18 protein-coding genes are annotated in these 22,724 nt (G+C 63.4%); 10 read left to right on the top strand and 8 right to left on the bottom strand.

Annotation, left to right across the window (positions count from 1 at the left end; all coding sequences use genetic code 11):
• Positions 1-555: 555 nt before the first annotated feature.
• Together AC1RR3_RS28285 and AC1RR3_RS28290 are read right to left on the bottom strand one after the other, a co-directional pair.
• On the bottom strand, positions 556-855 hold the full coding sequence (locus AC1RR3_RS28285; RefSeq protein WP_492826817.1) for a hypothetical protein: 300 nt from the start codon (positions 853-855) through the stop codon (positions 556-558).
• A gap of 386 nt (positions 856-1,241) precedes the next feature.
• Positions 1,242-1,910, bottom strand: a complete 669-nt coding sequence (locus AC1RR3_RS28290) for a hypothetical protein (RefSeq protein WP_492826819.1) — start codon at positions 1,908-1,910, stop codon at positions 1,242-1,244.
• 333 nt (positions 1,911-2,243) lie between these two features.
• Here AC1RR3_RS28290 and AC1RR3_RS28295 point away from each other — a divergent pair, with 333 nt between their 5' ends.
• Positions 2,244-4,418, top strand: coding sequence for a TonB-dependent receptor (locus AC1RR3_RS28295; RefSeq protein ID WP_492827156.1), 2,175 nt, complete (start codon positions 2,244-2,246; stop codon positions 4,416-4,418).
• 160 nt (positions 4,419-4,578) lie between these two features.
• Positions 4,579-7,212 carry a spermidine synthase family protein gene (locus AC1RR3_RS28300; RefSeq protein ID WP_492826821.1) on the top strand — a complete coding sequence of 878 codons (2,634 nt, stop codon included), beginning with the start codon at positions 4,579-4,581 and terminating at the stop codon, positions 7,210-7,212.
• A 10-nt stretch (positions 7,213-7,222) separates the two neighbouring features.
• Here the strand turns inward: AC1RR3_RS28300 and AC1RR3_RS28305 are convergent, their stop codons facing one another.
• The 3 genes from AC1RR3_RS28305 to AC1RR3_RS28315 all read right to left on the bottom strand — a co-directional run bounded on the left by AC1RR3_RS28305 (position 7,223) and on the right by AC1RR3_RS28315 (position 10,382).
• Positions 7,223-7,846, bottom strand: coding sequence for a 2OG-Fe(II) oxygenase family protein (locus AC1RR3_RS28305; RefSeq protein ID WP_492826822.1), 624 nt, complete (start codon positions 7,844-7,846; stop codon positions 7,223-7,225).
• A 101-nt stretch (positions 7,847-7,947) separates the two neighbouring features.
• On the bottom strand, positions 7,948-8,289 hold the full coding sequence (locus AC1RR3_RS28310) for a hypothetical protein (RefSeq protein ID WP_492826824.1): 342 nt from the start codon (positions 8,287-8,289) through the stop codon (positions 7,948-7,950).
• A gap of 89 nt (positions 8,290-8,378) precedes the next feature.
• Complete coding sequence (locus AC1RR3_RS28315) at positions 8,379-10,382, bottom strand: hypothetical protein (RefSeq protein WP_492826826.1); 2,004 nt, start codon at positions 10,380-10,382, stop codon at positions 8,379-8,381.
• Between the two features lie 433 nt (positions 10,383-10,815).
• On the opposite strand from AC1RR3_RS28315, the gene AC1RR3_RS28320 reads away from it, so the two are divergent.
• From AC1RR3_RS28320 to AC1RR3_RS28335, 4 genes are read left to right on the top strand one after another with little or no spacing between them, the layout of a single operon-like run.
• A complete protein-coding gene (locus tag AC1RR3_RS28320) occupies positions 10,816-11,589 on the top strand; it encodes a peptidyl-prolyl cis-trans isomerase (protein WP_492826828.1) in 774 nt (257 codons plus the stop codon).
• Entirely contained in the window at positions 11,586-12,578 is a 993-nt protein-coding gene (locus AC1RR3_RS28325; RefSeq protein ID WP_492826830.1) for a HupE/UreJ family protein, read from the top strand. Before AC1RR3_RS28320 ends, AC1RR3_RS28325 begins: the two co-directional genes overlap by 4 nt.
• A gap of 16 nt (positions 12,579-12,594) precedes the next feature.
• Positions 12,595-13,200 (top strand): HupE/UreJ family protein, encoded by a 606-nt coding sequence (locus tag AC1RR3_RS28330; RefSeq protein ID WP_492826832.1) that lies wholly within the window; start codon positions 12,595-12,597, stop codon positions 13,198-13,200.
• Positions 13,197-13,814: a HupE/UreJ family protein gene (locus tag AC1RR3_RS28335; RefSeq protein WP_492826834.1), complete on the top strand. Its 618-nt coding sequence runs from the start codon at positions 13,197-13,199 to the stop codon at positions 13,812-13,814. The genes AC1RR3_RS28330 and AC1RR3_RS28335 overlap by 4 nt, the downstream gene beginning before the upstream one ends.
• A gap of 387 nt (positions 13,815-14,201) precedes the next feature.
• Here AC1RR3_RS28335 and AC1RR3_RS28340 read toward each other — a convergent pair whose 3' ends face one another.
• Both AC1RR3_RS28340 and AC1RR3_RS28345 read right to left on the bottom strand, forming a co-directional pair.
• Entirely contained in the window at positions 14,202-16,007 is a 1,806-nt protein-coding gene (locus tag AC1RR3_RS28340; protein WP_492826836.1) for an amidohydrolase, read from the bottom strand.
• Positions 16,008-16,461: 454 nt separating this feature from the next.
• Positions 16,462-17,355, bottom strand: a complete 894-nt coding sequence (locus AC1RR3_RS28345) for a LysR family transcriptional regulator (RefSeq protein ID WP_492826838.1) — start codon at positions 17,353-17,355, stop codon at positions 16,462-16,464.
• A gap of 141 nt (positions 17,356-17,496) precedes the next feature.
• On the opposite strand from AC1RR3_RS28345, the gene AC1RR3_RS28350 reads away from it, so the two are divergent.
• The 3 genes from AC1RR3_RS28350 (at position 17,497) to AC1RR3_RS28360 (ending at position 20,557) form a co-directional block, all read left to right on the top strand.
• Positions 17,497-18,144 (top strand): hydrolase, encoded by a 648-nt coding sequence (locus AC1RR3_RS28350; RefSeq protein ID WP_492826840.1) that lies wholly within the window; start codon positions 17,497-17,499, stop codon positions 18,142-18,144.
• A 181-nt stretch (positions 18,145-18,325) separates the two neighbouring features.
• The gene (locus tag AC1RR3_RS28355) at positions 18,326-19,732 is read left to right on the top strand and encodes an alginate export family protein (protein WP_492826842.1); all 1,407 of its coding nucleotides are present in this window, start codon (positions 18,326-18,328) and stop codon (positions 19,730-19,732) included.
• Between the two features lie 183 nt (positions 19,733-19,915).
• Positions 19,916-20,557 carry a zinc-binding dehydrogenase gene (locus AC1RR3_RS28360; RefSeq protein ID WP_492826843.1) on the top strand — a complete coding sequence of 214 codons (642 nt, stop codon included), beginning with the start codon at positions 19,916-19,918 and terminating at the stop codon, positions 20,555-20,557.
• A 58-nt stretch (positions 20,558-20,615) separates the two neighbouring features.
• On the opposite strand, the gene AC1RR3_RS28365 is transcribed toward AC1RR3_RS28360, so the two are convergent.
• Entirely contained in the window at positions 20,616-21,518 is a 903-nt protein-coding gene (locus tag AC1RR3_RS28365) for a GNAT family N-acetyltransferase (RefSeq protein WP_492826845.1), read from the bottom strand.
• Positions 21,519-21,749: 231 nt separating this feature from the next.
• On the opposite strand from AC1RR3_RS28365, the gene AC1RR3_RS28370 reads away from it, so the two are divergent.
• A complete protein-coding gene (locus AC1RR3_RS28370; RefSeq protein WP_492826847.1) occupies positions 21,750-22,673 on the top strand; it encodes a 2-hydroxyacid dehydrogenase in 924 nt (307 codons plus the stop codon).
• The last annotated feature ends 51 nt before the right edge of the window (positions 22,674-22,724 follow it).

Here is a 22,724-nt window from a genome sequence, read left to right on the forward strand (position 1 = left end):
ACGCTGCCGCGTCCACCGCAAGCCCGGCTCGCATATCGTGACGACGTACGATCGCCCCTCAAGGATGAGCCGGGATGAGCGATACATACGACAAATCCGAATTTCGGTAAAGTGGAATATTTTTATGGGGAGGGGTTGACGGGGTGGGCAGCAAATTGGATCATTGGATCGCAATGGGCAATTGCAGTCTCCGCCCTCAAGCCCGCTTCATGAGGCCGGTCACAATAAGCTCGCAGGATGGTTCGAGCGAAGCGAAACTACAGCTTCAATGATAAAGGGTTTTGATTTCGCCAAAGCTCAAGAAAGCCTACGCACTGTCTGCGATCCTGACCGTAGCCCGCAGGATGGGTAGAGCGCAGCGAAACCCATCCTACGCGCTTAACTAACGCGGCCGAGTTACGGTGACCGTGCGCTCAGTTGAGCCGCCCCCTTTCCAGGAAGCCTCGCAGATCGAGGAAACGACGCCAGAGTCTCAGAGCTGGATCGATAGCGGCGGCGTGTGAATTAAATGCACCGTGGTCACGGCAATCGCCGAAACGGCCATGTCAAACCTCACTAATTGCTTGAGGCGCCAACCAACAGAGTATCCAGCCAAAACAAGACGGCACCGACTGCCACGACCGCGGCGAGAGCGAGCATCAAGCGGATGATTTGCCGATTGTACGCGTGAAATTCCTTTGAGAGTTCGCTCGCCAGCGGGCGCCGGAGCGTCAGCACGCCGCGCCATTCCGGCAATTCTCCGGCTCTCAGAAATGCCAGACGGACTGTCATTGCCACGAGCACGACCGCGCATGCCCAATCCGCGAAGATCAGGACGCGAAGCAGGTCATGCAACACCTCGTGAAGTGCGGACATGCGAAGCTCGGGGAATTGGTAGCGGGAGAGCGCTACCACTTTTCCCCACGTGGGTCGAATCCGCGATATTTCCTCCGATCGTCCGCTTGAACACCGAAGCTTGCCGGATGGTGGATTCTGCCGTGCACCCCAGGCTTATCGCATATGACAGCAGAAGCCTGCCGGATGAGCTCGGCCTGCATGGTTCGAGACGCCCGCTTGGCGGGCTCCTCACCATGAGGGTCTAATATCTCGTCGCAAAGCGCGACCTCATCCTGAGGGCCCGCCGTAGGCGGGCGTCTCGAAGGATGGGCCGCAGGCAAGCTGCTCGCCACGTTTTTCTTCATATGCGATAGCCCTGCCGCACATCGGCCCCCCCGACGGCAACATCAATGGGATCGGCTCGCTCAGTCGTACTGAGACGTGTGCGAGCTGCCGCGGCTCGCCGCGCTTTCCGCAACCGCCGGCCGGGATGCGGGCGCGGCCTCGGCTGCTTTCGGGAGTGTCAGCGTCTCGGTCAGCTCACCGCGCGCCATCGTCACCTCGCCGCGATGCACCGCGCGAAGTCGCCAGCCCTGATAGTCTCCGTCGAGCTTCAGGCGCAGCGTGGCCTTGGTCGCCGGGTCGACGAAAATCCCGACGCTCTGGTCGCTGCCGACGACGGTTCCGACCAGCACGAGCCGCAGCTCGGCCGGCGGCGGGCTCGGCGGCATGGGCGGCGCTTTCGACGCGGGCACCGAAACCACTGATGGTGGCGGCCGCCGCGAGGCCGAGAAGATCGGCCGCTCGTTGGTATCCGACAGCATCGCGAGCGGAACGGCCCAGAGTGGGTTGCCGCGCATCGCCTCCCGCCTGACGGGAGACCGCGATGGCGCCGCAGGATCGTGGGCCGGTACTGACGTCGCGGGCGGCTCCCAGAGCGGGCGGCTGGACGCGGGCTCCGTGAAGCCTGGTACGTCGACATCCGAAAAATCCGCCGGCAGCGCCGAGGTCGAGGCGGACACACCGAGCAAAGGCGCCAGCACGCATGCGAGCCGTACCGATATCCGCCGCGCCGCCTGAGACGGCCCTCTCATGTCCTTCGTCATCGGCCAGTCGACAGCAACGCGCAAGATTCTCGGGTCGAAAAAAGCCGGCGCCCGCGGATGCAAGCCAAGCCGGGCTTGTCAGGCAGCGGTCGCCCAGGGAAGCAAGCTTATCGGTTGCCGATGTGACATTGGTGCGAAGCGACGGTCACCTCCCCCGATGTTTCCACGGCCTGCTGCGAGCCCGGCGCTGTGCGACCCTCGATCTCCGTCCGGTGCCAGTATGATATTGTTGCCACATCGTCATACTCAGCTGCTATAACGCGGCCTTGCTGGACTGGGTGGCGGTGCGGAGACGTGGTGGTGCGTGGGGCCTTGTTGCGGATGTTTTCCGCCGCCGCATCGTCCGCCCTGTGCGCGCTTCCGGCCGCGGCCCAGGAGCGTAGCGCGAGCGCCTCCGCCGAGCTGCCACCTGTCACCGTTGCGGCGCCGGACGATCAGCATCCCAAGCAGCTCGCCCGCAAACGGCCGCCGAAAGGCAGCGATCCGCGCCATCGGCCCGCCGCGCGGACGGACAACCCGGCCGAGGGCGGCGCCGCCGCCGCTGCGGCGTCCGCCGGCACGTCCACCCTGCAGCCGGGCGCCGCCAGCGCGATCCGCATCAGCGGCGGCGAGGTCAACGCGGTGCCGTTCTCGCGGCCCGGCGAGGCGCTGGAAGTGGTGCCGGGCCTGATCGTCACGCAGCACTCCGGCGAGGGCAAAGCCAACCAGTACTTTTTGCGCGGTTTCAATCTCGACCACGGCACCGATCTCGCGATCAGTGTCGACGGCATGCCCGTCAACATGCCGACCCACGGGCATGGGCAGGGCTACGCCGACATCAATTTCCTGATCCCCGAGCTGATCCAGTCGGTCGATGTCCGCAAGGGACCGTATTTCGCCGACCAGGGTGATTTTGCCTCGGCCGGCGCCGTGGCGATCGACTATGTCAACAAGCTGCCGCACGACATCGCGGAGATGAGCTTCGGCAGTTTCGGCTATCGCCGCGCATTGGCGGCGGGATCGACCGCCGTGGGTGCCGGCACGCTGCTGACGGCGATCGAAGCGAACAAGTATGACGGACCGTGGGACGTGCCGGACGATGTCCGCAAGCTGAACGGCGTGCTGCGCTACAGCCAGGGCACCGCGACCGACGGCCTGACGCTGACGGCGATGGCTTATTCCAACGGCTGGAACGCGACCGACCAGGTCCCGCAACGCGCGATCGATCAGGGCCTGATCAACCGTCTCGGCACGCTCGATCCGACCGATGGCGGCACCTCCAGCCGGTTCAGCCTGTCGAGCAACTGGGCGCAATCGAGCGCCTACGGACAGACCCATGTCAGCGCCTATGTCGTGCGCTCCGACCTGCGGCTGTTCAACGATTTCACCTACTTGCTCGACAACCCCGTCAATGGCGACCAGTTCAGCCAGCTCGACGCTCGGACCCTCGGCGGCGTTGACGCGCGGCATACGTTCGACTGGCGCTTTGCCGGCCTGGAATCGCAAACCCGTGTCGGCATGCAGAGCCGCTATGACGACATCCATGTCGGCCTGTTCAAGACCGAGCAGCGCACATGGCTCTCGACCGTGCGCGATGACCGCGTGCAGGAGGGCAATATCGGCCTCTGGAGCGACACGACCACGCGCTGGACCGACTGGCTGCGCACCACGGTCGGCATCCGCGAGGATTTTTTCGCCGGACACGTCGTCAGCGATACACTGCAGAATTCGGGCAACGCACAGGCGTCGATGGCGAGCCCGAAGGCCGGTCTCGTGCTCGGCCCCTGGTACAAGACCGAGTTCTACGGCAATGCCGGCTACGGCCTGCACAGCAACGATATCCGCGGTGCGACCATCGCCGTCGATCCCAACGACAAGATGACCCCACTCGACCGCGTGCCGCTGCTGGTGCGCTCGCGCGGCGCCGAACTCGGCATCCGCACCAAAGTGATCGAGGGTCTCACCAGCTCGCTGGCCGTGTTCGTGCTCGATTTCGACTCGGAGCTGCTGTTCGTCGGGGACGCCGGCACCACCGAGCCGAGCCGGCCCAGCCGCCGCGTCGGCATGGAGTGGACGAACCAGTACAGGCCGTTGCCGTGGCTGACGGTGGATCTCGACGTCGCCCAGACCCACGCGCGCTTTACCGATTACGACCCCGCCGGGGCCCGCATTCCGGGCGCACCGGCGTGGGTGGCGAGCAGCGCGATTACGCTGGGCGGCAACACCGGCTGGTTCGGCGCGCTCAAGGCACGCTATTTCGGTCCGCGTCCTCTCATTGAAGATGACAGCGTGCGTTCGCGATCGTCGCTGATCTTCAATGCGCGCGCCGGCTACAGTTTCGACAATGGCCTGCGGGTGCAGCTCGACGTGCTCAACCTCTTCAACGCCCAGACCAACCAGATCGAATATTATTATCTGTCGCGCCTGCCGGGAGAGCCGATCGACGGCGTCGCTGATCGTCACGTCCATCCGGCCGAGCCGCTCGCGGTGCGGCTGACAGTGGCGGCACGATTCTGATCGCAGCAGAGCTTGCGGCGTCACCGGCGCAACGCCGACCGGCGCCAAGGCAACCGGCACCGACTGGCCGTCACAAATCCTGAAAAAATCTGACATGAAACGGATGCTTCTGTCGGCAGAGACCCCGAACGGCTGGATGCGTTCGCGGCAGGAGTGAGGAATGCAATCTGAGCCTGATAGCGCCGCGATCGCTTCGGCAGACCGGTTCACGCAGGTGATCGAGGACGAGGCCGCACCGGCGCGCGCTCGCCCGGCTGCAAGCCGCGCCTGGGCGCTCGTGCCGATCGTGACCGCGTCGGGCTTTGCGGGCCTCGGCTACGAGATCGTGTGGACGCGCCAGTTGAGCCTCGCGCTGGGCACCGAGATGATGGCGGTGCTCGGTGTCATTGCCGGGTTCTTCGGCGGCCTGGCTCTGGGCGCCTTCGCGCTCGATCGCCTGATCCGCCGTTCGACATCGCCATGGCGCGTCTATGCGATGCTTGAAGCCGTCATCGCCGTCTGGGGCCTGATCTGCGTCTGGCTTCTGCCGGCGGCCGGCCGGGCGCTGGCCCCGCTGCTCGGCACCGAACCATCGGCTGCCCTGCTCTGGGCCGGCAGCCTGGCGCTGCCGACCCTCGTGCTGCTGCCGGCAACGATGGCCATGGGCGGGACCCTGGCCGCGCTGGAACGGATGATGCGGGACGCCCGCGGCGAGCGCCACGTCACGGCCGGTGTCTACGGGGCGAATACGGCCGGAGCTTTGGCCGGCACGCTCGCCTCGACGTTCCTTCTGATCCCGGCGCTCGGATTTTCGGGAACGCTGCTCTGCCTCGCCGGCGTCAACGCGTTCTGCGCGCTGGCCGCGCTCGCACTCGGATCGGCGGCGGGCAAGACTCCTGCCGACGAGCGGCGGCCGGAGCGACTTCGCGACGTGCGGCTCACCATCACCTTGTTCGCCACGGGCCTGCTCGGAATCGCCTTCGAGGTGCTCGTGGTCCGGCTCGCCGCGCAGGTGATGGAGGATACTGTCTACACATTCGCTGGACTGCTGGCCGCCTATCTGCTCGGCACCGCAGCCGGGAGCCTGCTCTGGCAGCGGACCGGGCGCGATGCGAATGACGCAAATCTCCGCGGCCTGCTCGCCGCAACGGCGCTTGCCTGCATCGCGACCGCGGCACTTGCGCCTTATGTCGGCCGCCTGGTCGAGACCACAGCCTTTGCGGACGTCTTCGGTGAACTGGCCGTGGCGATCGCATTGTTCCTGGTGCCCGCGACCGCAATGGGCGCATTGTTCGGCCTGCTGGCGCAACGGGTGAGCGATCAGCGCGGCTCGGTCGGTGCGGCGGTCGGCATCAACAGTCTTGGCGCCTGCATCGCGCCGCTGATCGCGGCGCAATTTCTGATTCCCGCCCTTGGCGCATGGACGGCATTGCTTGCCGTTGCGCTCGGCTATCTGCTGCTGCTGCCACCCGGCCGATCGGCGCTGCTGTGGTCCGCCGCCCCGGCGCTCGCCGCGCTCGTCCTGTGGCTCAATCCCGCGCCATCGTTGACGCGCGTACCGCCAGGCGGCGCGCTGCTTGCAGTCCGTGAAGGGCCGATGGCGACGGCGAGCGTCGTCGACGACGACGCAGGCACGCGCTACCTCGAGGTCAACGGGCACTTCCGCATGGGCGGAACGAGTTCAACGCGATCCGACTACCGGCAGGCGATGCTGCCACTGCTGCTTCACGCCGCTCCGCATCGGGCCTTGTTCCTCGGCATCGGCACCGGCGCCACCCTGGTCGGCGGCGCGCAGATGCCTGGTGTCAGCGCGCAGGGTGTCGAACTCTCCCGCGAAGTGGTGGATCTCCTGCCCTGGTTCGTCAATCCGCCGCCGGCTTCCGCGCCGCGGGTGACCGTGGCGGATGCCCGCCGCTACGTCGCTGCGGATATCGGCCAACACGACGTGATCATCGCCGACCTGTTTCATCCCGCGCTCGACGGCAGCGGCGCGCTCTATACTGTGGAGCATTTCGCGGCCGTGAAACGCCGCCTGGCGCCCGCAGGCATCTTCTGCCAATGGCTGCCGCTGTACCAGCTCGATATGCCCTCGCTGCGCGCCATCGTGCGCGGCTTTCTCGACGTCTATCCCGACGGCTCGGCCTGGCTCAATCACTACAGCGTCCGCACCCCGATGCTTGCGCTCATCGGAACGCGGGACGGTGGCCAGCTCGATACCGAGGCACTGGCTGCGCGGCTGCGCGATGCCGCGATCGGACCCGTCGTTCGCCCGCTCGGGTTCGAGACGCCGATCGATCTCCTCGGCCAGTATCTTGCAGGCCCGCGCGCGCTCTCCGCATTCGTCGGCGACGGCCCGCGCAACACGGATGATTATCCCTTCGTGACGTTCGATGCGCGGCGAAATGTCCGTGCACTCACGGCAGCCCCCTGGTCATTGCTGCTCGCCGTCACGAAAGACATGCAGCCGGATTCGAATGAACTCCTCGCGCACGCAGCCGAGCGCAACGCGCTGGGCGCGCGTCTCAATGCCTATTGGGCTGCGCGCAACCGCTTTCTCGAAGCTGGAGCGTCCTTGCCGGGCGATCCGCGCGGAGCAGCCTTGATCGAAGCAGCATCGCCGGGCCTGATCGACGCGCTTCGCCTGAGCGCCGAGTTCGATCCGGCCTATGGGCCGCTGATGGGGATGGCGAGATCCCTGCTCGGCTCGGACCGCGCGGCGGCCGCACGCCTGCTGCGCAGGATCAATGAGGCGGCGCCGTCGCGTGGCGAGGCAAGGGACCTGCTGCTTGGTGAATTCGGCCTGAGAAACCAATGATCCGCCGGCCTCACGGCGCAAAATTGATGCGATAGCCCCAGCAGTCCAGATGATCCGGGATCGCGTTGAAGGCGATCGTGATCCGCTGCCCGCCCTGATTCCTCGGCACCTCGTGGTAGAGGTAGCTCGGAAACAGTACGAGATCGCCGGGCTCGGCCTCCGGCAGAACGTACTTGCCCGCATTGAAGGGCCCGATGGCGGCGCCTCGCGTGTGATGCCGGAACGAGAAGTCAAAACCGCCGGGCGGTCGCACGAAGACCGTCTTGCAGGCCGCATGCGAGGGCGTCAGATAAATAATGCCCGAGACAAAACTGTTGGCGTGGGAATGCAGTGTCTGGTTGCCGCCGGTCTCGAGCATGTTGGTCCACATCTCCTTGACGGTCCAGCGCAGCTCTTCGCCGAACAGCAGCACGCCGAAATCGACCAGCTTCGGCACGGCAAGCTCGGCGATCTGGCGGAACAGCTCGTTGTCGCGGGGATCGGCAACTTCGGTGTGGAACAGTTGGCCCGAGCGCAGATTGCCTTCGACGCGGGTGTCCCGGATCGCGGCCACGGCGGCTTCGTTCAGCGAGGGTGGAAGCAACCCGGGCGAGCGCAGCAGGGGAATCGGGAAAAGCGGCTCGATCTGATCCATGTCGCAACGTCACCCTGTTCTTGAAACGCGCGCAGACAATGCGCGGGCAAAGATGACGCCGCGATGACAGCGTGCAGGATCTCCAAAACGCTCCGATCCTGCTACTCGTCGGGCCCGAGCACTTTCAGCGTCTCGCCTGGCCGCAGCTCGTGGCGCCGTTCGCGCACCTCGTCAGACGCACGCGCGGCCATTTCGAGGCATTCGTCGAACTCGCCGTTGCCGGCTTCAGCCATGGCCTGCTGGAGGTGCCGTTCGGCAAAGTAGCGGGAGAGATGGTCGGGCGGCAGACCCGCGGCCAACGCGCGCGCGGCCGCGACCGCAGCGTTGCAGTCGTCCCGGGTGGGTTCGTCCGTGGCGGGTACGGCAGCACCAAATGCGGCCACACCGCAGCCAAGGCCCGCGAAAAGGCTCAGTGCGCAGACGGTGATGCGAAACAGATACATCGAAGGCATGCTGGCGGGATCAGTCATTTCCAAACGAGCGCGGCGGGACACATCGCACGATGCGTCCCGCCGGATGGCCTCACATCACATCAGTGATGGTCGTGATGATGATGATCGTCGTGATCGTGATCGTTGTCAGCCCGCTGCCCGAGCCGGCGCGCCAGCTCGGCGTTGGTCTCGACCAGGAGCCTCGGCGAGCCTTCAAGCCGCACAAAGATCGGATTGGCGTAGAACCAGACGTTCGAATAGGCCTGAACGTCGTGGGTCACCTTCTTGGCGCCATTCACCGTCTCCAGATGTGCCGGGCACGCCGGATCCGTACAGCTGACCTGTGCGTTGTTGGCATCGAGCAGCGGATTGCCGGCGGTATCGGAGACGTTCGGGGTGCCGTTCGGAATGTTGGTTCCACGCGCACGGATGTAGAACGGCCTGGTGCCTGCGGTGAACGTCGTCGTGAACCGCAGGCGCACGCCGTCACGGTCTCCCCGATGCTCACGCTTCATCTGCGTCGCGGGGATCTGCCGGGCGATGGTTGCCGACGGATTGTACACGATCGCCGCGCCGGCCGTGCCCGCGGCATTCGCCACCGCATAGTTGGGCGCGTCAGGCGCAACGACGCCCGTGATCTGGCCGGTGATGAGATCGACGTGGTCGAGCGCCGGCTTGTTGAGCGGTTGCTTGATGCCCACCGGCAACAGCAGCGGGTTGTCGAAGCTGTAGGGGCTGTTGTTCTCGTTCGGAACGGTCAGCTCCATCTCGACCGTGATCTTTTCGCCGGGCCTCACGACCAGCGTCTCGCCCATGGTCTTCCAGTCGTCGCCGCGCGCCTTGGCACGGAACACCATATCCGGGCCGATCAGATCCGCATTGACCGAGTACGAGTTGCCCGAACGCATGCCGTCGATGACGTGCTGCGACGAGAACCGTCCGGCATTCGGAACATAGAGCTTGGTGTACTCGCCGGGGATGAAATCGGCGGTCGTGAAGGAGTCGCGCGCACCACCCGCACCGCGGCTGTGCCAGTCGGAGCTCACATACATGAAGAAGTTGCGGCCTTCGCCGAGCAGTCCGTCCCACAGGCCGCCGACCTTCGCGGTGTAAATGCCGCTCATGCCGTAGGTGCCGCCGCCGACCGCGCTGGGGGTGTACGAGCCGGAACCGCCGCTGGCGCCGCCTTCGGCGAAGTGACCGGGGGATTCGATGCCGAACGCAACCGTCGGGCCCGCGTTGTTGAAGTCGCGGAAATGCTCGATGTTGTAGCCCTTGTTGGCGCTCGCACTGAACGGCCCCTGGCGTTCGGTGTGAGTCGGGATGATGTAGGACTGCAGCGGATAGTTGGTCTGCAACCACTTGACGCCCGTGAGCGCCTTCTGGTGGCCCGCCGTGCCCGTGTTGTTGACGTTGTCCTTGCCCGGCCAGAGCTGATTGCCACCGGCGTCGATGACGGGACCAATCGCGTCGGTGTCGGCGCGGTCGAAACGGTATTCGAACTCCGCCATCTTGTCCGCGTTGCCAGTCCCCTTGCGCGGGTGCTGCCCGGTGATGACGGCGACGTCGACGTGTTCATGGCCGGGTGCGATCCACTCGAGACCCTCGATCAGCACCTTGTCGTACTTCGCCGAGCGATCGACGATGGTCGGATACTCGACCTCGCGGATCGACTGCCAGCGCCACATCTGTGCGCCGGTGCCGGTGCCGTTCGGGGTGCCCTTCAGGCTGCTGATCGTGATCCCGTCGATGGTCTGGCCGAGCGTCTGGCTCCAGGTCGTGGTGGTTTGCCCCGGAAGTTTGGCGCTGGTGTCGCTGAAGCGGCAGTCGCGGTTGCCGGAACCGCCGTGGTTGCCGAGCGTGAACCAGTCGAGGTCGAAATTATTTCCGCCAGCGGACGCGGTGCCGCGCCCAACCGCGCGGTCGATCGTGTAGCCGGCGGCAACCGAACCGTCCGTGCAGGTATTATGATTGTGCATGTCGCCGGCGACATATGGATTGCCGCGGCGCTCGTCGTGCCCAAAGCCCTCGGCTGCCGCGCTCTGCGTCAGCGCCAGGGATGCCGATGCGGCGGTCAACAGGATCGTCTTGCCAGATGGAAACATCTATCGCCCTCATTCAAGTCGGATATCGCGAAACAGCAGAGCCCCTGGGAGTCAAAGACATTTGCCCAACCGCGTGAACGGCCTCCCTGCGCGTCGCGATAGTGACCAGAGTTCCGATACAGCTTCGTGAAAGATTTGTGTTCAGCGGTCGCAGGTGCGCGTTGTCCGTGCGGCATCTTGTCTCTTGCATTTGTCCATTGCATTTTCGCCCGCCGTGTGAGCGATAGACGATGGCAGACGAAATGCTCTGTCACGCGAAACGACGCGGCGTCGTGCTGCGAGAATTTGTGACAACCGTATGTCAATGCCAGCTACACCAGTTGAAGTGCAGGCCTTTCCAACATCGCGCACCGGAGATTCGGACCCGAGCGCCGATGTCGTACGTGGCACGACGGAGCCTTCGCGTTCCCTCGTCTCGGTGCTCGCGCGGCTCTTGCGCGAACCCTTGCTGCACTTCTCCTTGCTCGGAGCGATCATCTTCGGCATCGACGCCTTGCTGCATCCGCCGGCCAAGGACGAAAAGGTCATCACGGTCACCAAGGCGATGCGTCAGTCCTTCATCGACAATTTCGACGAGGACAAGGAGCGCGCTCCTTCCGACGCACAGCTCCAGAAAATGATCGACAGCTGGGTCGCGAGCGAAATCCTCTACCGCGAAGGCAAGGCGCTTGCCGTGGACCGCGGCGACGAGACGATCCGCGATCGGATCGCCTACAAGATGCAATTGCTGATCTTCGACCAGATCCGCGTCCCGCGCCCCTCGGACGAGCAATTGCAGGCGTGGTTTGCGGAGAACCATGTTCGCTTCGACGAGCCGGAGCGCGTGTCGTTCTACATCACCCCGCCGACGGATCAGGCCACGGCGCAACGCCAGCTCGAGGACATCGTCCAGCAGCGCGAATCCGAGGAGCTGCAGAATCTCACGCGCGCGATCCTGGCCCGGCCGGTCGCGAGTCTCGCGGCGTCCTTCGGTGAAGATTTCCGTGATGGACTGCTGAAGATGCCGGAGGGAGAATGGAGGCTGCTGCAGTCCAGGGACGGCTGGCACGTCGCTCGGCTGGATTCCCGGCGGCCGGGAAATCTTGCCAGCCTCGACAAGGTTCGCGATGAGGCTGCCAGGATCTGGCACACGGAGGAGACCCGCAAACTGGCCTGGGAAGCGGTCAAGCGGCTCAAGGCATCCTACCAAGTGCGGTCCGAGCCGTGAGCGCGATCCGATATTTGCGATTGACGCTGCTGGCGCTGACGCTTGCCCTCGCCGCGCTCATCCGGCCTTCGGCACTCGATGCGCATGAAGCGGCGATGGGCGTGCTGGAATTCCGCGAGGTCCGTCCCGGCGCATTTGTCGGCCGCTGGAGCATCGAGCCCTCGATCGGCGCCTCGCGGGTCGATCTGCGGATGCCGTCCCACTGCTTTCTCCGCCTGCCCGAGATGAATTGCGGCCAGAAGGGGCTGGTCGGTCCGATCACCATCCCCAATCTCGGCTCCAACATGTCGGTCGTCCTGATCAAGGTCATCCCGATCGAAGGCGAGCCGCGCAGCTACACGATCTCGACGGCCAATCCCGTTGTCACCGTCCTCGGCACCGACGCCCCGACGCTCGAGGCGTGGATCGAACTGGCCAAGACCTATGTGAACTACGGAATCGACCACATTCTGCTCGGCGCCGATCACCTGCTGTTCGTGCTGGGCCTGATCTGGATCGTCGGCGGCGGCTGGCGTCTGGTGAAGACGATCACGGCCTTCACGATCGGACATAGCGCCTCGCTTGCCGCAGCGGCTTTCGGCGTGATCGGCGTGCCGGAACGCCCGCTCAACGCCTGCATCGCATTGAGCATCGCGTTCGTCGGAGTGGAAATCGTCAAGCAGCAGCGCGGCGAGATCGGACTCACCGCCCGCTATCCCTGGGTCGTGGCGTTCACCTTCGGCCTGGTTCACGGCATCGGCTTCGCGAGCGCCCTGGCGGGACTTGGGCTCGAACGCCGGCTCCTTCCCGCAGCGCTGCTGTTCTTCAATATCGGCGTGGAGATCGGACAGCTTGCCTTCGTGCTGCTCGTGCTCGCGTTGATCCAGGCGCATCGACGACTTGATGCCGTCGTGCCGCGCTGGGGCGAGGCGCTCCCGGCCTATCTCATCGGGTCGGTGTCGATGTTCTGGTTCTTCGGCCGCCTGGCGCGCGTGTTCGCGGTGATCTGAGCGAGAGTCGTCCACAATGTCCTTACGCATCCCCCGAGCCCTCACGACCGCGATCGTCTTGTTCGCACTGACGCAACCGGCTCTCGCGCATGAACAAGCTGGCGTGGCGGGCGGCCTCGTCAGCGGCCTGCTCCATCCGGTCACGGGAATCGATCATCTGATCGCAATGGTGGCCGTCGGGATCTGGGGCGCGCAGCTCGGCGCCCCCGCAATCTGGATCCTGCCGATCACCTTCCCGCTTGTCATGGCGGTCGGCGGGGTGCTGGGCGTGCTGCATGTCCCGCTTCCGATGCCGGAGCTGATGATTGCCGCCTCCGCCGTGATCCTGGGGGTTGCCGTTGCCGCCCGGCTGCGGCTTCCCTTTCCCGCTGCCGCCCTCGTCGTTGCGATCTTTGCGATCTTTCACGGCCATGCGCACGGAGCCGAACTTCCGCGCGCGGCAAATGCGCTGGCCTATGGGGTTGGCTTCGTCACCGCCACCGGCCTCCTGCACCTGTTCGGCATCGTGATCGGCACGCTGACGCGCTGGCCCGCCGGCGAGCGCGTCATTCAGGGACTTGGGGCCGGCATCGCGGGAATTGGTTGCTATTTCCTCGCTCAGGGCATCGGAGCCCTCGCATGAAGCTGAAACCCGCACGGGCGTTGATGGCCGCGGTGATGCTGCTTGCCGGCGCGAATGGCGCGGAGGCGCATATCGTCGCGGCTCGCCTCGGCGATTTCTACATGGGTGCGGTGCACCCCGTCACCGATCTTCAGGATGTCGTGCTCTGGACTGCGACCGGCGTGCTGGCTGGTACGCTCGGAGCCTCCAAGGGGCGCTGGCTTATCCCGGTGTTTCCGCTTGGACTGCTGGTCGGGTTGTCTGTTGGAGACGTTTTCGGCGCGGCTTCAGCGCAGCTTGCGGACGCGACCATGATGCTCGCAATCGGCATGCTGCTCGCGGCAGCCGCGCAAGTCCCCACGCTCCTGCTCTGCGCGATTGCGTTCGCAGTCGCCGTGATACGGGGCGCAGCGAACGCCGCCGACCTCGGGCCCGAAACCGACCGGCTGTTGTTTGCGGCCGGCTTGGCTTGTGTGGGCTACGGAGCCATCACACTGACGATGGCGCTGACCGCAGTATTCAAGCGAACCAATTCGGACAGCGCAACATCCTGGCGAGCCATCGCCGTTCGCGCACTCGGCGGCTGGATCGCGGCTATCGGTCTGATGATGGCGAGCCTCGCACTCACATCATGAGGGGCCGCGAAGCCCCCCGTCCGCCGCCAGCGGAAACGCGAACGCAAGCCAATGAGGCCCGGGGGTGAACTCCTCCGTTAGCGGGCTTGTCGTGGAATAGGGAGATGAAGCCGGTGACACGATCCAGGTGACAGGTTCAAATCGGGGAGACGCAACACCGATACCGACTTCCGCTACAGGTTACGATCTGGCCGTCGGACCGGTGATATCCCCGGATATCGTTGCGCTCCACGGCCTTCGTGCCCCGGCAGAAGCTGTCTGAATGCTCGACCGCGGCATAGCAGATGTCGTTCACCCCAATGGACGGCTGAACTTGGATTTGCGTGGCATCGGCACGCTAGTTGATCTCGGCCGGGATGCCACGCAACCTGATGAACTCCGCAGAGCTCAATTGTCCCCGTAATAGCTCCCGAAGTATTTAACGGGTGACCAATTCGGAACAATCGCAGGAAGTTTTGGAGATAGAGCGCTGTAGTCCTGTGCACCAAACACGACCTTGCCGTCCATGATAGTCAGGACAGAAGAGACGGATTTGATCTGATCCTCCGGTACGGAAAAGTAATCCCTATCAAGAATAGCGAAATCCGCCAGATTGCCCGGAGCGATTAAGCCCATTTCGGATTCAGTATTCATGAACCACGCTGGGCCACTGGTAAACAGTTTCAGCGCTTCAGCGCGGGAGAGACGGTTGTCCTTGGCAAGAACTTCGGATCCGGACACGGACTTTCCAGATACCATCCAGCTTATACCGACCCATGGGTTGAACGTGGCAGCCCGAAAGGCGTCGGTAGTCATGGCCAGTGGGATGCCGCTATCAACGAGCATGCGCAAACGGGGGGTCCTCAAAGCCTCCTCGCGACTATGGGTCTTTATGAAGCCATCGGCGTGCAACGCCATTTTGTGGTCCAGGGCGATGCCGCCACCCAGCCTTTTCACCCGATCAATGTTCTCCGGAGTGATGGTCTCGGCGTGTTCGAGACTCCATCGCAAACCATCGAGCGGGATCGTTTCATTCACCTTCTCCAGAGCATCGAGAAACGGCGAGATGTTCTCGTTGTAGGTGGTGTGCATGCGGAATGGGATGCGCCGCTCCACCAGCTTCCTCACGTCCTGCTCGACGAAGCGCTGCATCTTCTCCGGCTCGATGACGACCGGCGGACGATCGAAATTCTCATGATCGTGCACTTCTCCCGCCAGAACCTCCCCGGCCCCTCGATATTCATGACCATGTGCAAGGGTAGGGTGCAGGTTTTGACCTGGGCTTATCGGGGCCGTTTTCGTGATCGCCTCGACCTCCAGATCCACCATGTTCACCGGTCCGCCTTTGCCGAGTTGCAGATCCACAAAGGGCATGCGCACATTGAGGCGGTTGTCTCGTGCAAGTACGGCCACCCTTGCCTGAGCTTTGGGGTATTCCCATCTACCGCCGTTGTCGATGATCGAGGTCACGCCGAACCGGTTCAGACCGCGGATGCTGTATATCAACGAACTCACTTCTTCGTCGAACGTGGGCTGCGGCACCATGGTCTCCAGCGCGAGGAACAACCACGTGTAGCCGTGGATGACACCGGTGTATTGTCCGCGGCTGTCCTTCTCGAGTTCGGTGCCCGGCACTTTCGGGAATCGATCGGTGCCTAACCCAAGCACCTCCATCGCCCGTTTGTTCAAGTAGGCGCGGTTGTAGGCATATTGCACGATCATGGGACGATCAGGCACGGCCTTCTGCAATTCGTCCAACGTAGGAAAGCGGTTCTCCTCAAATTGGAAGGGCGACCAGCCTCCGATCACCTTGACCCACTGGCCCTCCGGCGTGCGTTCAGCCTGCTCGCTCAACATCGACAACGCCCGACGCAGCGTCGGCACGCCATCCCATCGTACATTGGAGTTATATGCCAAGTCGTTGAGCACGTGGATATGGGCATCAATGATGCCCGGGATGAGTCTTCTGCCGCGAGCATCGATTACCTTGGTCTCGGATTTCTTGAGACCGAGGATATCTCCGTCGGACCCAACGGAATAGATGCGGCCTTTCTTGACGGCCAACGCCGAGGCTTCGGGCTGCCCGCGGTTGCCGGTCAAGATCTTCGCGTTGAAAACGATCAGGTCAGCTCCAGAATCATCTTGCGTCGATTGTGCCTGAACCGCGGATAACGAAGAAATCGTCACCAACGCGATTAAAATTCTTCTGATCATTTTATCCCCATTCGGCAGTTCTTAAGGCTGATCGGCTTCGCTAGACGGTAGCCGTCATTGCAAGTTCGTCATCGCAGGAGACAGGATCGCAAGCACCGACATCTACCGTTTACCGACTCGCGATTCCCCGCGATCAGCCAACTGGCTATCTGTTTGGTGCGCGCTCAATCCCGCTTCCAGGCGCTGAAAAGCGCCGTCCAGGTCCTCGCATGCCGTTGTAAGAAAGTTGGTTTGTTGGAAGACGCTCGCCCTCATGACGAGGTCTAGATCGCCAGTACCATCACCATTCATTCGACGGTAGGTCGTCGCGGCGATACACCGTGTCGCAAAATCGGGAACAAGAGACTTGCACCAGACGGTACCGCCTAGTCGGATGCTCCGGCAGAGCGCCGCTTCCGGAAAGTCAGGCGATCGTACGATGGCGACATTGTGCTATGCGCCGCATGAAAAAGTCTCAGCGGGCGTCCGGTGCAGGCAATTCACGTTCTCCGAAACATTCGATCAACAGATCAGTGAGCACGCGGACCTTGCGCGCCGGCTGCTGCCCCGGCGGGCGGACGACATATAAGCCTGCCGGCGGCAGTGGATAACGCGTCATGATCGGAACGAGGGCTCCAGACGCCACGTGCTGATCCGTGAGACCATCAGGAAGCCAGGCGATGCCGACTCCGGCCAACGCCGCCGCGATAAGCGCGGTGCCGTTGTCCGCCTTGAAGCGCCCCTGAGGACGGACCGAGACTATCTTTCCGCCGTCCAAGAACTGCCAAGCTTCAGTCCCTCGCATGAGAGCTTCATGGCCTGCGAGGTCTTCCGGCTTTTCGGGTAAACCATGCCTCTCGATGTAGTCCGGACTTGCGACCAGCTTTCCATAAATGGGCCCGACGCTGCGCGCCACCAGGCTTGAGTTCTGAAGGTAGCCGAATCGAACGGCGCAATCGAACCCCTCTGCCACGAGATCGACGAAGCGATCACTGTAGGAAGCGTGAATCTGGAGCTGTGGGTGCTGCCGCGCCATATCAGCAAGTACCGGGGCCAGATGAGTTGGGCCGAAACTAAGCGGCATCGCCACTCTTAGTCGGCCGCGCAGCTCGCCATCGTTCAGGATCAAGTCGCGTGCGGCGTCGATCTCGGCGCAGGCTCTTTCCGCGTGATCTCTGAATGTGACCCCGGCCTCCGTCAAAGCTGCTCCGCGTGTGCTTCGCGCGAGGAGTTGGACGCCGAGGTCCGCCTCGAGCCTGGCGAGGTTCCGACTGACGACGGACTTCGAAATGCCGAGCCGGCGCGCGGCGGACGAAACGCCGCCAGAGCCGGCGATCTCCACGAAAGTACGTAACTCTTCGATATCCATTTCAGTGTTCCAGTTTCGGCGACGCATTGTCTCAGATCGGCGGCCTACCGCAATGCAGTTGGGGGTGACAGTGTTCGCGCCGCTGCCGCGCATCTCTTCCGTAGTTCAATCGCAAACGAAACGGCAGCAGAGGATATATGCATGACGTTCCGTAACGGCCTAGACTCTCTTCTTCGTCCTCAAGACTCAGTGCTCGTCCTGATAGACCATCAGCCTTACCAGCTCGCGAACCTTAACAGCCACGATCCGCATGCCGTAGTCAATGCATCGACGGCCCTCGCGAAGTCGGCCAGGGTCTTCAACGTTCCTACAATTCTCACAAGCGTGGTGGCGGCAAGGGGCGGACTCATCTTTCCGCAGATCACCGATGTATTTCCCGGCCAGGAAGTTATCGACCGTACGTTTATCAACACCTGGGAAGACAAGAAGGTTGTAGATGCCGTCAAAGCGACGGGTCGCAAGCAGTTGATCATCGCAGGTCTTTGGACGGAAATCTGCGTCGCGATGCCGGCGATCCAAGCTCTCGGCGAGGGCTGGGACGTGACCGTCATCACCGATGCGTCGGGCGCCACTTCGGTCGAAGCGCACGAGGTCGCCGTCCAGCGCATGATCGCCGCCGGAGCGAACATGATGACCTGGCTGGCGCTGGCTGCCGAATGGCAGCGCGACTGGGCCCGACTGGATACGGCTGGCCCCCTTACGGAGGTGATAGTGCAGCACGCAGCCGGAAGCGGCATCGCGTATCTGTGGGAACAGCAGTTGCTCAATACGCCGGTGCCGAAGGGCTAACCGATCGGGCAAAGACACGTTGCCGCGAGGAGGCATCCTTCTCGCGGTCTCGTCGTTCGCCTTTGGCAGAAATGTCACGGCCCGAACTAGCTGATGACGTCCTTGAACGAGGGCGCTCCCGTGCTGGAATCAAGAGCACACCTATCCCACCTATGGACCGCCATCGTCGATGAAACGCATAATGGTGAATTTCAGCCTCGTTTGTGCGACGGCGATCGTTGCTACGACCTCTCTCGCGCTGGCCCAGGCGCAGGTCAGGACTGACGTCGAGCGAGCGCCCACCCTAACGAACGAGCGGTACTCGGAAGATTGGTCCTATCTTTCCGATCCATCCAAGCGGACCGGCCACTGGACGGAGCCGTTCAAATACATTCGATTGGACGAGAATGGAGTGGCCTATCTCTCGACCGGCATGGAAGTTCGGTCACGCTACGAAGGCTATACCAACGTCGGTTGGGGATCGGCGCCGAACGACGGCTATGCCTGGAATAGGTTTATGCCATATGCCGATCTCCATGCGGGACAAATGAGGTTCTTTGCACAACCGATCGTCTCCGGAATCGCCGGGACCGACCGCGCCCTTACCCCTGTAGACGCTACGGGCGCCGACATGCTGCAGGCATTCGGCGAGATCGAAATGCCGCTCGGTGACCGCACCACGCTGCGCACTTCCGCAGGGCGCAAGATGATTTCGCTCGGAGCGGGCCGTTTCGTCGACACGCGCTACGGTCCCAACATCCCGCGGGCCTTTGACGGTGTCGACGCGATCGTGACGGCGCCGGATCGGCAGGTCACGCTGCTGTATGCTCGTCCAGTCGATAATTTTCCTGGAGATTTCGATGATCGTACGTCGCATCAGCAGTCGCTCTGGGGCGCGTACGCCACGCAGTGGCTGAAGGAGAACGGGTCGGTCGGCTTCGACATATACTATCTCGGTCTGTTGGATGGCAAAGCTGTTTTCGACCAGGGCAGCGGCAGAGAACTGGCGCATACTTTCGGCACGCGGATCTTCGGGGACACCGGCGCCTGGTTCTGGAATTTCGAAGGCGCGGTGCAGCGAGGAACTTTCGGAAATGGTCGCGTGGCGGCATGGGGAGTTGGCGGTGAATTCGGTTACCGTTTCCTTCAGACGCCCCTTCAACCCGAAGTCCGGCTCACGACCGACGTCATCTCGGGAGACAACAACCCGGACGACCACGAACTCGGGACGTTCAACCCGCTTTTTCCACGAGGAAAATACTTCGGCGCGCTTTCCCCGATCGGGCCGCGCAACCTCATCCAGGTGCGACCAACGATCACTATCTATCCGCAAAAGGAGATCGCGGTCTCGCTTACCGGCGGTGCCTATTGGCGGCAAAGCACGGCCGACGGGATCTATGGGATCGCGGGAAACCTCGTGCGCAGAGGCAAAGGCAGCGACGCACGCTTCATCGGAAATCTCCTGGAATTCTCGGTTGGTTGGCAGGCCACGGCTGAACTCAACCTGTCGGCATCGTTGAGCGCCTTTGAGCCCGGACCTTTCATATCTGACACCGGGCCTGCGCGTACCATAACCATGTTGGCTATCATGTCGAACTTCCGGTTCTAGCGTCCTTGCGAGCCGCCCTGCTGGCTGCGCTGCACCTCCCACGACGGCGTGCGGCGTTCCGGAAACGGCGACACAGCTTCGCAGAACCTCATAGTAGTCCGAAGACCGGAAGCGCCATAACGTCGACGCGCTCGACGCTCGCCTCAAAGCAGGCCGGCCCTCTCGGTGCTCGGCTGTGCCGTCGTGACGGGCGCAGGCGCCGTGATGAACAGCGCGCGGATCAAGCACGGCGACACGGTTGCGGTCATCGGCTCCGGTGGTGTCGACGGAGCGGCCATTATCGCCGCACGCGCCCTGGGAGCGAGCGAGATCTTCGCGATCGACCTGAACGAGGAGAAGCTCGGCCTCGCACACCAACTCGGTGCCACGCGGCTCATCAACACGGCGCGGACCGGCCTCCTCGAGACCATGGCCCAATGGGCCGACGGCAAGGGGGTGAGCGGCGTCGATCACGTGAGCGATTGCGTCGCCGCGCCCTCGACCTTCTCGGATGCGCTCGCTATCGCGCGCAAGGGCCGAGCGGGGTTCGGCCCGGGAGGCACGGTCGTCGTGGTCGGCGTCGCGCATCGGCCAGCGGAGCTCGACTTGCGATTCATCCAGCTGCACGGCATCGCGATCAGGGGATGTTTCGGCGGCGACACGCGAGGCGATCGCGACGTCGCGACGTATGTCGGGTGGTTCGACGATGCCGCTATTGGCCTCCGCGCCCTCGTTACTCATAGCTACGCGCTTCGCGACGCCATGCGCGCGGTCGATGAGCTGCGGGATGGCCGGATCACCGGACGAGCCATCTTCGCGATCGCACCCAATTGCGCAGCCATTTAGGAATGAAGCAAATGCCGCTCTCACTTACCGTCCAGGACGGCCGCGGCGCCACTAGCCCTCAACCGAGGGCCTGGCTTGCCAGCGCGTAGGTTACGGGCATGTCTCCACAACGCTCATTGGGATCGCGGAAGTGTCCTCCCAACGACATTGTCGTAACGGTGTCGAAGACAGCCAGGCCCGATCGAGCGACGAAAGAGGAGAACTCCCCATCCGCAAGGTGGGTATCAAGCCTCAGAAACTCTCCATCATGGGCAATCACATGCGGCGCCACCACTGCGATTGCGTCCCTATCGTTCGAAGCCACGACAGGGCCGATAACATGACCCCGCCCAAACGGACGGCAGAGCGCAAAGGCCTCGAGGCGGCCACGCCGGCGGAGGCCAAAGCCAACGGATTGCTGCAGGAGAGCTGCGAGCAGCTCGACGCGACATGCACCAAATCCCTGCGCATCAAGTTCAGCGACAGCCGCAAGATCGGCTTGATCCAGACCGTGCAGTTCGGCTCCTTCGGGAGGGCGCGGCATCTCATCGGGCCGATGCGCCTCGGCTTGACGCTGGAAGACCGTTCTCTCAAGGCGAAAGCCGAGCGACAGATAGAGCTTACGCGCGGCACGCGTCGCGTTGAGGCGCAGATTGCGTCCCTTGCATTCGGATAGAACCCGCTTCATCAGCCACTGCGCGGTGCCGAGGGCCTGAAGACGCGGAGAGGTAATAACCATGGCAACGGTGGCGAAGTCCGAGCCATGGGGGAACCACATGGCCGATCCGAGGACCCGCCCGATTTCATCGTGAGCCACGATGCCGTGGCCGACCTCGCGCAGAAACTGCCAGTCTTCGGCGCGATGTGGCCAGCCGACACCAATTGACAGCGCATGAAGCCAGTCAAGCTCGATCGTATCGATATCGGCCGCACGGGCCTCAAAAGTATCAACCGTGAATAAACCGGGGATGCGCCTTTTCATGGCTCCCTCTCGATGAGCCCAATATCGCTCGAATGGTCTCACACCGGGCGCTCCAGCGGCCCGGGCGAAACCAGCATAAACCCCACGCCGCCGCAGAATTCATTTCAAAATGACCATCGCGCGGAACAATCCACCAAATCGCAACGGCATTCGGCACCAGACGAAATTCCGGCTCCGGTAGCATGGCTCAATCCGGCAAGCTCGCCCTTTCCCGCGCATCCGAATTCGACAATGACCTTTCTCTTCAATTCCGATGCACCGCGCGGTGCCGTTTTCCGTGCGGCCTTCGCTCGGGCGCTCCCACACATGCCCTTCGTTATCGGTCCGGGCACGGTCCCCCCGGCCGACATACGTCATATCATCACCTGGTCCGTCCCCGAGGCACTGGAACAATACAGCAACCTCGAAATCCTGTTTTCGGTCGGGGCGGGCATCGATCAATTCCAGCTGACGGCGATCCCGCCCGGGGTGAAGGTGGTCCGGATGGTGGAGGACGGCATCATCCGGATGATGCAGGAATATGTCACCCTCGCGGTGCTGGCTCTTCACCGCAATCTCCCGGCCTATCTTGATTTGCAGCGACGCCGCGAATGGCGGGCTCTGCCGCAGAAGCAGGCCGCCGACCGGCGGGTCGGGCTGCTAGGACTTGGAATCCTCGGCCGCGCCGTGCTGGAAAGCCTGAGGCCCTTCGGCTTTCGCTTGAGCGGCTGGAGCCGATCGGACAAGGCGATCGAAGGCGTCGCAACTTATAGCGGCGATGCCGGTCTCAGCCAGATGCTCGGCGAGACCGACATCCTCGTCTGCCTGCTGCCCCTCACCGCAGCCACGCGCGGGATCCTGAACCGCAAACTTTTTGCGCAGTTGCCGAACGGCGCGGGCCTCGTCCACGCGGGGCGCGGCGCGCAGCTCGATTCCCATGCGCTCCTTGCAGCTCTCGATGCGGGCCAGCTCGCCGGGGCGGTCATCGACGTTACCGAACCGGAGCCGTTGCCCGGCGATCATGCCCTATGGGCGCACCCGAAAGTGCTGCTGACCCCGCATGTGGCCGGAGTGACCCAGGCGGACACCGCCGCTCGCGCCGTCATCGACAACATCAAGCGACATGAAGCGGGCCTCGACCTCGTCGGACTCGTTGATCGAAGCCGTGGTTACTGAGAGGAGCCGAACTTGCTGCTGAAACGAATTGATCCCAACCCGACTTTCGCC

The organism is Bradyrhizobium sp. GW821-FHT13H05 (genome assembly GCF_058804065.1).